6 protein-coding genes and 3 pseudogenes are annotated in these 12622 nt (G+C 56.9%); 6 read left to right on the forward strand and 3 right to left on the reverse strand.

Annotated features, from left to right (window positions below):
- Positions 1–50: 50 nt before the first annotated feature.
- Together nirB and FDY98_RS05235 are read right to left on the reverse strand one after the other, a co-directional pair.
- Complete coding sequence (nirB, locus tag FDY98_RS05230; RefSeq protein WP_027959928.1) at positions 51–2558, reverse strand: nitrite reductase large subunit NirB; 2508 nt, start codon at positions 2556–2558, stop codon at positions 51–53.
- A complete protein-coding gene (locus FDY98_RS05235) occupies positions 2559–3899 on the reverse strand; it encodes an NAD(P)/FAD-dependent oxidoreductase (RefSeq protein ID WP_035538594.1) in 1341 nt (446 codons plus the stop codon).
- Between the two features lie 758 nt (positions 3900–4657).
- Here FDY98_RS05235 and FDY98_RS05240 point away from each other — a divergent pair.
- The 6 genes and pseudogenes from FDY98_RS05240 to arfA all read left to right on the forward strand — a co-directional run bounded on the left by FDY98_RS05240 (position 4658) and on the right by arfA (position 12108).
- Entirely contained in the window at positions 4658–7423 is a 2766-nt protein-coding gene (locus FDY98_RS05240; protein WP_027959926.1) for a nitrate reductase, read from the forward strand.
- A pseudogene (gene cobA, locus FDY98_RS05245) lies at positions 7383–8283 on the forward strand (uroporphyrinogen-III C-methyltransferase). The gene FDY98_RS05240 and the pseudogene cobA overlap by 41 nt, the downstream one beginning before the upstream one ends.
- Positions 8284–8350: 67 nt before the next feature.
- A pseudogene (locus FDY98_RS05250) lies at positions 8351–9154 on the forward strand (formate/nitrite transporter family protein).
- A gap of 69 nt (positions 9155–9223) precedes the next feature.
- A pseudogene (locus FDY98_RS05255) lies at positions 9224–10936 on the forward strand (protein kinase domain-containing protein).
- Between the two features lie 102 nt (positions 10937–11038).
- Positions 11039–11848 carry a 2,5-didehydrogluconate reductase DkgB gene (gene dkgB, locus FDY98_RS05260; RefSeq protein WP_101148313.1) on the forward strand — a complete coding sequence of 270 codons (810 nt, stop codon included), beginning with the start codon at positions 11039–11041 and terminating at the stop codon, positions 11846–11848.
- Between the two features lie 110 nt (positions 11849–11958).
- Positions 11959–12108: an alternative ribosome rescue factor ArfA gene (arfA, locus tag FDY98_RS05265; RefSeq protein ID WP_008957724.1), complete on the forward strand. Its 150-nt coding sequence runs from the start codon at positions 11959–11961 to the stop codon at positions 12106–12108.
- Positions 12109–12274: 166 nt separating this feature from the next.
- Here arfA and FDY98_RS05270 read toward each other — a convergent pair whose 3' ends face one another.
- On the reverse strand, positions 12275–12523 hold the full coding sequence (locus FDY98_RS05270) for a hypothetical protein (RefSeq protein WP_027959921.1): 249 nt from the start codon (positions 12521–12523) through the stop codon (positions 12275–12277).
- Between the last annotated feature and the right edge of the window lie 99 nt (positions 12524–12622).

Raw genomic sequence — 12622 nt, forward strand, 5'->3', positions numbered from 1 at the left:
CGTTTTTATTCAGAATCAGTGTCGTTGTCAGTGTCAGGGCCCAGCGTCGCTTAAGCGGGGCGCAGCTGGCCGCGCTCGGAGGTCATAATGATTGACGGATCCGGGCGGTCGTCGTTGACGAAGCTGCGGAAGCGCTTGAGCTTCTCCGGGTCGCTGATAGCGTCGGCCCATTCACACTGGTAGGTATCCACCACGGTTTGCATCTGGCGCTCTAGCTCGTCGTTGATGCCTAAGCTGTCTTCCAGAATCACCTCTTTGAGGTACTCCAGGCCGCCGTCGAGGTTTTCGCGCCACACCGAAGTGCGTTGCAAACGGTCGGCAGTGCGCACGTAAAACATCAAGAAGCGGTCAATGGTGCGGTAGAGCTGCTCGTCGTCCAGGTCGGTGGCAAACAGTTCGGCGTGGCGCGGGCGCATGCCGCCGTTACCGCAAACGTAGAGGTTCCAGCCGTTTTCGGTAGCGATAATACCGATGTCTTTGCTCTGGGCTTCGGCGCACTCGCGGGTGCAGCCGGAAACGCCAAACTTGATCTTGTGGGGTGAGCGCAGGCCCTTGTAGCGGTTCTCTAACTGAATCGCCATGCCGACGCTATCCTGCACGCCGTAGCGGCACCAGGTGCTGCCTACGCAGGATTTCACCGTGCGCAGCGATTTACCGTAGGCGTGTCCGGTCTCGAAGCCTGCGGCAATCAGCTCGCCCCAGATATCCGGCAGGTCTTCCAGGCGGGCGCCGAACAGATCGATACGCTGGCCGCCGGTGACCTTGGAGTAGAGGCTGTATTTTTTGGCCACTTCACCCAGCACGATGAGTTTGTCCGGGGTAATCTCGCCACCGGCAACACGCGGCACTACTGAGTAGGTGCCGTTTTTCTGCATGTTGGCCATAAAGGTGTCGTTGGTGTCCTGCAGGGGAATATGCGCCGCGTCGGTGATCGGCTCGTTAAAGCAGGAGGCCAGAATTGATGCCACGGCGGGTTTGCAGATATCGCAGCCCAGGCGGTGGGTGTCGGCGTTGCCGTGTTTTTCAATCAAGTCAGTGAAGGTTTTAATACCTTCAACGCGCACAATATCGTAAAGCTCCTGGCGGGTATGGGCGAAGTGTTCGCAAATCGATTTATCGACTTCGACGCCGCGAGCTTCCAACTCGTGATCAACCACGCTTTTGAGCAGCGCTGTGCAGCCGCCACAGCCGGTACTGGCTTTGGTGGCCGCTTTGACACCGCCTAGATCTACTGCGCCAGCGTCAATAGTGGCGCAAATATCACCTTTAGTGACGTTGTGACAAGAGCAGATGGAGGCGGTTTCCGGCAGCGCACCGGGGCCGAGAGTGGGCGTGGCGCCGCTGCTTTGGGGCAGAATCAATGAGGCGGGCTCGTCGGGCAACTCAATGCCGTTGGAGTAGTACTGCAGCAGCGTGTCGTAAACGCTGTTATTGCCCACCAGCATGGCGCCGAGCAGCTTTTTACCGTCGCTGGAGACCACCAGTTTGCGGTACTCCTGCTTGATGGGGTCTAGGTAGCGGAACATGCGAGCGCTGGGGTTTTGGTTGCCGTGGGCATCACCAATCGAGCCCACATCCACGCCCAGCAGTTTGAGCTTGGTGCTCATATCCGCACCGCCAAACTGGGTGTCGCCTTCAGTTAGCGTCGAAAACGCCGCCTTGGCCATTTGATAACCGGGGGCGACCAAGCCAAAAATGCTCTGATTCCACAGCGCCACTTCACCAATTGCGAGAATGGCCGGGTCGCTGGTGAGGCACTGGTTATCCACCACCACGCCGCCGCGTTCACCAATCTCCAGGCCGCAGTCACGGGCCAACTGGTCGCGGGGGCGGATGCCTGCTGAGAACACAATCAGGTCGGTTTCCAGCACTTTGTCGTCTTGGAAGACCATGCGGTGGCGGCTTGCCTCGCCATCTTCAATACGCTGTGTGGCCCGTTCAAGAAGCACCTGTACGCCCAGCGCTTCGATTTTTTCCCGCAGTAGCTCGCCGCCTTCGTTATCCACCTGCATCGGCATTAGGCGTGAGGCGAACTCCACCACGGCGGTATCCAGGTTCAACCCGCGCAGGGCATTTGCTGCTTCCAAACCAAGCAGACCGCCACCCACGACCACGCCGGTGGTGGCGTTTTCGGCGGCCGCCTGGATGACGTCTAAATCGTCCAGGGTGCGGTAAACCAAGCAACCATCGCGGTCATTACCGGGAATCGGCGGCACAAAGGGGAAGGAGCCGGTAGCCAGCACCAGGCGGTCGTAAGGGTAACGGCCTTGTTCGGTGACCACCTCTTGTGAGTTGCGGTCGATCTCAATGACGGCTTCGCTTGTGCGCAGCTCCACGCCGCTGGTGGCGTAGTAATCCGCTTCGCAAAGCGCTAGTGAATCGGCATTGCGGCCGCTGAAGTATTCAGACAGATGCACCCGGTCGTAGGCGCGGTGGCGCTCTTCGCCAAACACGGTGACCTGATAGCGCTCAAGGGCGCCGTTATCGACTAACTGTTCGACCAGGTGGTGGCCGACCATGCCGTTACCAATAATAATAAGCTGCTGTTGGGTAGACATTTAAGCCGCCTCCGACGTTGTATGAGAAGAGTGTTTTGAAGAAGATTGTTTTGAAGAGAGCTCAGAAGCATCAGGGCTGTGTTGAGATGCTTCGCGGAGCACCTCGACATCAGCACCACCAAACAACAAGGCTTGGCGGTAAGCGTTGAGATCGGTACCCGCGAGCGCCTGTTCGAAGTACCAGGGGCCTTGGCTGGTGTCGCCGTAAAGCACCGCGCCTTCAATCTGGCCGTCGCGTAGCAGCAGGCGGCGGTAGTCGCCGCGTTCAAGATCGTGGTAATTCAGTACGTCATGCTCGGCGCTGGCCTCGGTGGGGCCAAAGGCGTAGAGCGCTACACCGCTAATTTTGAGTTTGGTAGCGCTGGGAGCATCCGCGTAGCCTTGGGTATGCGTGCCGCACAGCGTCGCGGCGAGCACTTCTACCTGACGCCAGATCGGCTCCACTAAGCCGTAGGTGGTGCCATCGAACTGGCAGCACTCGCCCAGTGCTGAGATCGCCGGGTCGCTGGTGGTGAGCCATTCGTCCACCACAATAGCTCGATCCGTGCGCAGACCTGCCTGGCGGCCAAGTTCCGCATTAGGGGTAATGCCCGCGGCAACGATCACACTGGAGACGTTCAACTGGCGGCCATCGGCAAGCTGCACCTTGGCGACCCGACCCTGGGCGTCACTCTCTAGCCTCGCTAACTGCGCGCCGGTGATGATCTGTAGACCGCGTTGAGTGAGGGTGTCTTTAAGCAGGTGGGCGGCGGTGGTATCCAACTGACGGTTCATCAACCGCTCGCTGCGCTGGAGCACGCTTACGTTGATGTCGCTGCCGCGTTTACGTAACCCCTCAGCCGCTTCAAGACCCAGCAGGCCGCCGCCAATCACGACAGCGTCACCGCCACGCTGGGCAATGGCTTCTAGTGATTCGGCATCTTGCAGGTTGCGAAAGCCATGTACGCCCTCAAGCTCTATCCCAGGAACATCGGGCAGCGCTGGGCGCGAGCCGGTGGCGATGACCAAATGATCGTAATCAAGCGCTCGGCCGCTATCGGTGGTCAATGTTTGGCGTGTGCGATCAAGCATCTCGACCTTTTCACCCAGTATCAGCGTAACGCCCTGTTCGGCGTACCACTGGGTATCGTGCAGGGTAAGCGCCTCCTGCTGCATCTCACCGGCCAGCAGTGGCGAAAGCAGAATACGGTTGTAGGCAGGGCTTGGCTCTGCGCCAATCACCGTGATGCGCTGGGGGCGTGTGGGCTGTTTTACCAATGCCTCAATTAGGCGGTGGCTTGCCATACCATTGCCAATGACCACCAGATGGTCGTTGGATGAGCACCGGGAAGTAGTTTCCATGGGTGGCTCCTCTGTGTCTTTGCGGCTGCTTGAGCACCAAACAAAAAAACGCCCCTGTCGCGCACCTCTTTGCAAAGAATCGCAAAAGCGTGCGTAACAGGGGCGTCGTTGCCCGATAGCGTCGTTTTAAATACGCGACAACCGCCATTGGCTGTCAGCTGATTAAAAACCTTACCCTGTAACAAGCAAGGAGCTAGCCAACTGGCCGTATAGCATATTTTTTTAAATAACTTCAGTTGCTTATGTTTAGGTGGTGGGTGAGCGGTGGCCAGGCTCTTCGGATAGACTGCACGGTGATGGTGCGAAAAGAGAGGTGGCCTGCACTCTCAAGCACCATTTAGCATGTGCACAGGGCGAAAAAGAGCGTTGCGTGATGATTTTTTATTTTTTAACTACATGTTTTTAAATGATTAAATTTTATATATCCGATTGTCGGCTTGGCTCTTGCAGTTCCCTAGGCAATAAGTAAGTTAACAAGGGATAAGCGCTCATTGTTTGGCGATGGCAACGAACAATTCCAAAGCCGTTAGAAAAATAAGTAGCCGTTAGAAAATGTGTAGCTGTTAGTAAATCTTCATTTGTTTGAAGAGACTATTGTAAAGAGTAATGCACCGATGAAGGTGCGCTGTGGCAACGACGTCCAGCCCTCTTCTCTTAATGCGTTTATATAGCGCATTAGAGAATGGGACTGGGCGTTTTTTTATGCCCGGCATTTATATACGTATATACGGCGTTCAGGTTCGACCCGAGGAGGTGTTATGCGAGGGGCAAAAGCAGGGCAGCAGTCCACAACGACGCAGCAAGCCAAAACCACCTGCCCCTATTGCGGCGTTGGCTGTGGTGTAACGGCAACCGTTGACGCGGGCACGCTGAGCGCTGTAGAAGGCGACCGCGAGCATCCGGCGAACTTCGGGCGGCTGTGTGTCAAAGGTTCTGCGCTACATGAAACTTTGGGACAACAGGGGCGGCTGACTCACCCTCGCGTTGATGGTGTTGAGGTCTCCTGGGACACCGCCCTAAGCACTACTACCGAACGCTTAAACACCCTACGGGCCGAGTATGGCAACCACAGTGTGGCAGCGTACCTATCCGGTCAGCTGCTTACCGAAGACTATTATGTCGCCAATAAGCTGTTTAAAGGCTTTTTGGGCACGCCCCATTTAGATACTAATTCGCGGCTGTGCATGGCCTCAGCGGTGGTTGGCTACAAGCGCGCCTTCGGTGCCGATGCGGTGCCGTGTAACTACGAGGATTTGGAAGAGGCGGAACTGATCGTGTTGGTGGGTTCCAACTTGGCTTGGAATCACCCGGTACTTTACCAGCGCATTAAAGTGGCCAAAGAGCGCAATCCATTGATGCGTTTGGTGGTGATCGACCCCCGCGTCACCGACAGCTGCGAAATCGCCGACCTTTACTTGGGGATTAAGCCAGGCAGCGATGCTTACCTGTTTAACGGCCTGCTAGCGTGGATGGCGAAGCGCCGCAAGCTCGATACCCTCTACCTTGAGCGCCACACTGAAGGGTTTGACGATACCCTGGCGGTGGCCCAGCAAACCGCGAACTCGGTGGCAGAGGTAGCGGTGGCCTGTGATGTCGACCCCGAGCGCCTGGAAACCTTCTACTACTGGTTCGCTAGTCAACTGCATGTGGTTACCCTCTACTCTCAGGGCGTTAATCAATCCGCCAGTGGTACCGATAAGTGCAACGCGATTATTAACTGTCACTTGGCTGGCGGCAAAATCGGTTTGCCAGGGGCAGGGCCGTTCTCGATTACCGGCCAGCCCAACGCCATGGGTGGGCGCGAAGTAGGCGGGCTGGCCAACCAGCTAGCCGCGCATATGGATTACCACACCCCAGGCGCCCTCGATCTAGTCAGCCGCTTCTGGGCCACCGATAGCCTGACGCCGACCCTGCCGGAAGGGCCCGGTTATAAAGCAGTAGAGCTATTTGAAGCCATTGAGCGTGGCGAAATAAAAGCGCTGTGGGTGATGGCCACCAATCCCGCGATTAGCCTTCCCGATGCTGCGCGGGTGCGTGCTGGGCTGGAAAAATGTCCGCTGGTGATTGTTTCCGAGTGCGCTGCCCATACCGACCTACTGCCTTATGCCGACATTGTGCTGCCCGCCTCGGGGTGGTCGGAAAAAGATGGCACCGTGACTAACTCCGAGCGACGTATTTCTCGCCAGCGGGGCATGCTGCCGCCCCCAGGTGAGGCCCGCCACGACTGGTGGATAATCTGCGAAGTGGCGAAACGGTTGGGGTTTGCCGAGGCGTTTAACTACGCGCACCCCTGGGAGATTTTCGACGAGCACGCCAAGCTCTCTGGGTTTGAAAACGGTGTTGATAACAGCACGGTGCCCGGCAACCCGCAGCGGTTGTTTGATATATCGGGTTTGGTGGGCCTGGGCCGGGATGGCTACGACGCCTTAGCCCCCATTCAATGGCCGGTCACAAAGGCCGCACCCCATGGCACTGCTCGGCTGTTTGAGGATGGCGAGTTTGCCACCGCCAATGGTCGCGCCAAGCTGCTGGCGATCCATCCCAAAGGGCCTGAACAGGCGCTGAGTGCCGCCTACCCACTGCGTCTGAACACCGGCCGGATTCGTGATCAGTGGCACACCATGACCCGCACCGCTCGCTCACCGCGGTTAATGAATCACCGCGCCGAACCTTTTATGGATGTTCACCCAGAGGATGCCCACACCGCTGGTGTAACCGATCAAGGGCTGGCGGTGTTAACCGCCGAGAAAGGCGAATTTCGCGCTCGGGTGCGGGTCTCCAATGCTCAACGCCGTGGTGAGGTCTTCGTGCCCATCCACTGGACTGACTGCTTCACCCAGCAGGCCAGAAGCAGCGCGTTGATCGACAGCATTACCGATCCGCTCTCTGGGCAGCCTGAATCGAAGCACGGCGCCGTGGCGCTGGCGCCGCTTGCTACTGATTGGCAGGCCACTCTACTGATCGCCGAAGGGGCAACGGAATCAACACCTTGGTGCACCAGTGCCTACTGGACACGTATTCCCATGCGCGGCTGCCAACGCTGGCAGCTTGCCAATACGCAGTCGGTTAATGACTGGTTGGCGCAACTGAAAACGTGGCTGCCCGGCGACGTATCGGTTATCAGCCAAGACCCTACTAACGGACGTCTGCGCGCCGCCTGCGTGGAAAGCGGTCAATTGCGCTGGTGGCTGATGGTTGGCCCGCCCAAAGAGTTGCCAGGGTTGGCGTGGCTGGAAGCGCGTTTTAACGAGGCGGCGCTGAGCGATACCCACCGCCGGCGCCTATTGGCGGGCTGCGACGACGGTGCTGCGGATACCGGGCCGGTGGTGTGTAGTTGCCACCAAGTGGGCCAAACCACCATCGTCAGCGCTATCCGAGAGGGCGACACCAGCGTAGAAGCGTTGGGCGCCAGGCTCGCCTGCGGCACCCAGTGCGGTAGCTGTATTCCCGAATTGAAATCACTTATTGAAGAGGAGCGGCCCAATGCCCGCACTAAGCAACCCCTTGCTACAGAAGTGGTTTAACGCCTTTATGCGGTTATCGCACCGCGCGCTAACGCCGTGGGTTCAGCAGGCTGTAGACATACGTTTGCCACTGCGTGGCGAGTGCCGCGCCGGGCAGGTTTACCTGGTTGGCGCAGGCAGCGGCGATGCGGAGCTGTTAACCCTCAAGGCCGCACGCTTACTTATGCAGGCGGACGCCGTGGTATATGACCGCTTGGTGGGCGATGACGTTCTGGCGCTGATTCCTAGCGGCAGCGAACGCTACTACGTTGGCAAAGCCCGCGGCCACCACAGTGTACCCCAAACGGAGATCGGCGAGCTGATGGTAAAACTCGCCCGGGAAGGTAAATCGGTGGTGCGCTTGAAAGGCGGCGACCCGGCGGTGTTTGCGCGGATGGGCGAAGAGCTGGATGCCCTGGCCACTGCCGAGATCCCCGCTGCCATTGTGCCGGGGATCACCGCTGCTTCAGCCGCCGCTGCCTGCATGGGCATTCCGCTCACCGATCGCGGTCATGCGCAGCAACTGCGCTTTGTGACTGCCCAGCTATGCCGCGAAGACGGTACGCCGGATTGGGCATCGCTGGCGCGCAAGGATGAAACCCTGGTGTTTTATATGGGGCTTTCAAAAGTGAGTGCAATTTGCCACGGCCTACGCCAAGCAGGCCTGCCGGATGAGTGGCCGGTCATGCTGGTGGCTAACGCCAGCCAGAGTGATCAGCAGTCGCTGGTGGGCTCGCTGGCGGATATGCCCGAAAAACTCGCCGCAACTCCCTTACCGTCACCCTGTTTTGATTGTGGTGGGCAGTGTGGTGCAAAGAGTCGCCACGACGCCCGCTGCCCTAGCCTCCAATTTCTGTTCTGCACCGCAAACCGCGCCTTAGCGGCAGGGTTTGCGGTGCGCGTTTTACTCTTCTGACCTAGAAACCCACAACAAAGGAAACGCTCTCTATGTCCTACTTATTGCCTGCCGAATTTGCTACCAAGATGGTCGATGCTGGTGAAGCCAAGCTGCATATGTCTACCCTGATGCACTGATTCGCGCTTTTATGGCGGGGGCTATATTGGCCATCGCGGCGGTGTTTGCGGTGACCGTAGCGGTGCAAACCGGCTACCCGATTATCGGCGCCATCCTGTTTCCGGTCGGCTTCTCGATACTCTATCTAATGGGCTTTGATCTGTTGACCGGGTATTTGTTAACGCCGCTGGCGTGGCTGGTATAAACGGCCTGGGGTAACGATTAATCGTATTCTCAAGCACTGGGGCATTGTTTATCGGTAATTTTGGTGGGCATTAACGGTTGCCTTTCTAATGGCAATTGTCTTTACCTACGGCTTTAGCACCGAACCCAGCGAAGTGGGGCGGGTCATTGGTGAAGTAGGTGAAGGGCGCACCGTGGGTTACAAAGAGTATGGCGCAGGCGGCATGGCGACGATTTTTATTCGCGGCATATTGTGTAACTGGATGGTATCGCTGGGAGTAGTGGGGGCAATGATCTCAACCATGGTGAGCGGTAAGGTGATTGCCATGTGGATGCCGATTATGCTGTTCTTCGGTATGGGCTTTGAGCACTCGGTGGTCAACATGTTTCTGTTTCCATCCGGCCTGATGATGGGCGGTAACTTCTCGATTATGGATTACCTGATCTGGAACGAAATTCCGGTAGTGCTGGGTAACTTGATTGGAGGTTTGGCGTTGACGGGGCTTACGCTCTACACCACTCACGTGCGTACCGCGCCGCAAAAAGCCCTATGATCTGATAGGTAGCCGTTTGTCATTAACCAAGCCTTCGCTCCGGCGGAGGCTTTTTTTAGGGGAAGCATAATGGCAGCGCTGACCATTTCGCTCGGCCAGCACTCTGATAAAGGGCGCAAGCCCAGCAATCAGGATTTTTATGGCGCTTATCTACCCAGCGACCCCCAGCGCGCCACCAAAGGCATTGCGATCGCGTTAGCGGATGGGATCAGCAGCAGCGAAGTGAGCCGGGAAGCGAGCGAGGCAGCAGTAGGCGGGTTTTTAACAGACTACTATGCCACCCCGGCCACCTGGGCGGTTAAAACCTCCGCCCAGCGGGTACTGCAGGCCACCAATGCGTGGCTTTACGCCCAAACCCGGCAAAGCCAGTACCGCTACAACCTGGATCGTGGCTATGTGTGTACCCTGAGCTCGATGGTGATTAAATCCACCACTGCGCACCTGTTTCACGTTGGCGATAGCCGTATCTATCAGCTCGTCGGCAATACGCTGGAGCCTCTGACCGAGGATCATCGCTTCTGGGCATCCCGGAAGTTAGTCATTTAAGCCGCGCCATGGGGGCCAGCCAGCACCTGGAGCTGGATTATTGCGCCGTATCGCTGAGTGTGGGCGATGTGTTTGTACTCACTACCGACGGTGTTTATGAGTGGCTAACCGGCGCTGAAATGGCCGCGCTGATTCACGCCCATTGGGGCGATCTCGATGCGGCGGCTGAGGCGCTAATCGCGGCTGCAATCGATCATGGCAGCGATGACAACCTCACCGTGCAAATTGTGCGCATTGATTCGCTGCCTGAGCGCCACGCTAATGAACTCTACGCGGCGCTTAGCACCCTGCCGTCACCGTCTGAATTGCGTGCAGGAAGCGAGCTGGAGGCTACGCGTTGTGCGTCAACTGCATGCCAGCAGTCGTAGCCATGTCTACCTGGCGGAAGATGTTGCCAGTGGCGAGAAGGTGGCACTAAAAACCCTCTCAACCGAGCTAAGCCAAGACCCGGCGAGTATCGAGCGGTTTGTGCGCGAAGAGTGGATTGCCCGACGCATCGATAATCAGCACGTGCTTAAAGCCCCCGCCCAAGAGCGCCCTCGCCGCTACCTTTACACCGTGCTGGCGTATATCGAAGGGCAAACCCTGACCCAGTGGATGCGTGACCACCCCAACGCCGAATTAGCCAGCGTTCGTCCCATCGTCGAGCAGATTGCCAAGGGGCTACGCGCCTTTCATCGCCTGGAAATGCTGCATCAGGATTTACGCCCCGATAACGTCATGATCGATAGCCACGGAACGGTGAAGCTGATCGACTTTGGTGCTGCCAAGGTGTCGGGTATCGCCGAAGAGGTCAGTGAGGCTAGCGAAGATATTCTAGGCACCGCTCAGTACAGCGCTCCGGAGTATTTTCTGGGTGAAGGCGGCACGCCCCGTTCGGATCAGTACTCACTGGCAGTGATTACCTATCAGATGCTAACCGGCACGCTGCCCTATGGCACCGAGGTGGCCAAAACCCGCACTCGGGCAGCGCAGCATAAGCTTGCCTACCAATCGGCGCTTAGCGAGAACCGTGAACTGCCCGCCTGGGTAGATGAGGTGCTCAAAAAGGCACTACATCCCAATCCCCACAAACGTTTTTCGGCACTTTCGGAGTTTATTTTCGAGCTACGCTCGCCAAGCCAAGAAGTGCTGAAACGTGCCCAATTACCGCTGCTAGAGCGCGACCCGGTGCTGTTCTGGAAGGGGGTGTCGCTAGTGTTGGCGGTAGTGGTTATCGCTCTTTTATTGCGTTGATGGCACTACTGTTGATCAGGGAACAATAAACAACGGGGTTGAAGTGGGGCGGTCTCCACCCCATATTAGTTAACACGCTATCAATAGAAAAGGACGTTAATGATGCAGACTGTGATACCCAACCCCGGTTTTGGTACTTTTCGCCTGGAAGGCGATACGCTCAAGCAGAGTATCCACACAGCGCTTGAGGCCGGGTATCGGCACATCGACACGGCACAGTTTTATGGCAATGAAAAAGGGGTAGGGGAGGCGATTCGCGCCAGCAGCGTGCCACGCAGCGATATTTTCCTAACCACCAAGGTGTGGTTCGATAATCTTGAGCCCGTAACACTTAAAGAGAGCGTGGACGAAAGCCTGCAGAAATTAGGCACCGATTACGTTGACCTGCTGCTGATCCACTGGCCGTCCCCAGAGGATGAAGTGCCGATGGTCGATTACCTGACGGCGCTAAAAGAGGTCAAAGCCGAGGGTAAAGCGCGCAATATCGGCATTTCCAACTTTACCATCGCCCAGGTGGACGAAGCGGTTAGCATTCTGGGTAAAGGTGAAATTCTCACCAATCAGATCGAGGTTCATCCTTTCTTACAGAACCGTAAACTGGTCGATCACTGCGAGCAGCATGGCATTCAAATTACTGCCTTTATGCCCCTGGCCGTGGGTAAAGTCATGGATGACCCAACCCTTAAGCAGATCGCCGACGCGCATAACGCCACGCCCGCGCAAATTGCCCTTGCTTGGGTAAAACAGCGCAATATGATTACGATTCCTTCATCGACCAAGGCGCGAAATATTCAAAGCAACATTGCCGCCTTTGACTTAGTCTTGAGCGACAGCGAGATGACGGAAATCGCCAAGTTGGATCGTAACGAGCGTATCGCCAACCCTGAAATAGCGCCGCTCTGGGATGAGTAAGAGGAATGAATAACCAGGAATTGAAACGCTAAACGATGAACTTCAGTTAATAGTATGTGTCGTAGTGGGTGCCTGCCCAGGCAGGCATCTTTAAAAGAATGGAGAAAACGATGAAACAGCGCAAGATAAAAGACAACGCTTTAAAAGCGCAGCTGCGAACGCCGATGTTTAAAATGCAGCAGCAAACCCCGAAAAAAGGTAAAGGGAGCTACTCCCGGAAAGGACGCAATTCTCTGGGAGGGCATCGCCAAGCCGCCTAACCCGGCGTTTTGGCGATGCCTTCCCCAGGCATCTCTGCACAGTATTCCCCATGCTGTGCAATATCCCATCAGCTTGGCCGATCCAATGGATCGGCTTTTTTATTGCGCGCCAGGCGTGGCACGCCACTGAAAACGCCCCGGCCACTTCCTGCGACCGGGGCGTTGGCTATGCCAACCTACTCCCACAGTGTGGACATTTTTCGTAGGCATCGCGGGTTTCAGCCTGATGGCGTTGGTTGCGCTGACTTGGTTCCTCTACACCATGAATGGATACCAGATGGCCCTGCTCCCAGCGTAAACCGATATCTTTTAACAGGTGCGGGTCATGAAAGCGCGGGTCTTCGTAAAAGCGCCGCTGGGTACGATAGTGGGTGAAAGCGCTGAGTAGTTTGCGGGTAATGGTTGCGATTGCCATGGGGTCGGTCTCCTGGGTTAGGAGGCCGGGCAACATCGCGATCAGGGAGTCTCAAAGGTAACGATAAAACAACATGGCCGCGACACTTGCCGCGGCCAA

The organism is Halomonas sp. PA16-9 (assembly GCF_009728585.1).
Classification (GTDB): domain Bacteria; phylum Pseudomonadota; class Gammaproteobacteria; order Pseudomonadales; family Halomonadaceae; genus Vreelandella; species Vreelandella titanicae.

Excerpts from the sequence above, each read along its gene's own strand:
- nirB (WP_027959928.1), bottom strand. The coding sequence starts at position 2,558 with ATGTCTACCCAACAGCAGCTTATTATTATTGGTAACGGCATGGTCGGC.
- FDY98_RS05235 (WP_035538594.1), bottom strand. The coding sequence starts at position 3,899 with ATGGAAACTACTTCCCGGTGCTCATCCAACGACCATCTGGTGGTCATT.
- FDY98_RS05240 (WP_027959926.1), top strand. The coding sequence starts at position 4,658 with ATGCGAGGGGCAAAAGCAGGGCAGCAGTCCACAACGACGCAGCAAGCC.
- dkgB (WP_101148313.1), top strand. The coding sequence starts at position 11,039 with ATGCAGACTGTGATACCCAACCCCGGTTTTGGTACTTTTCGCCTGGAA.
- arfA (WP_008957724.1), top strand. The coding sequence starts at position 11,959 with ATGAAACAGCGCAAGATAAAAGACAACGCTTTAAAAGCGCAGCTGCGA.
- FDY98_RS05270 (WP_027959921.1), bottom strand. The coding sequence starts at position 12,523 with ATGGCAATCGCAACCATTACCCGCAAACTACTCAGCGCTTTCACCCAC.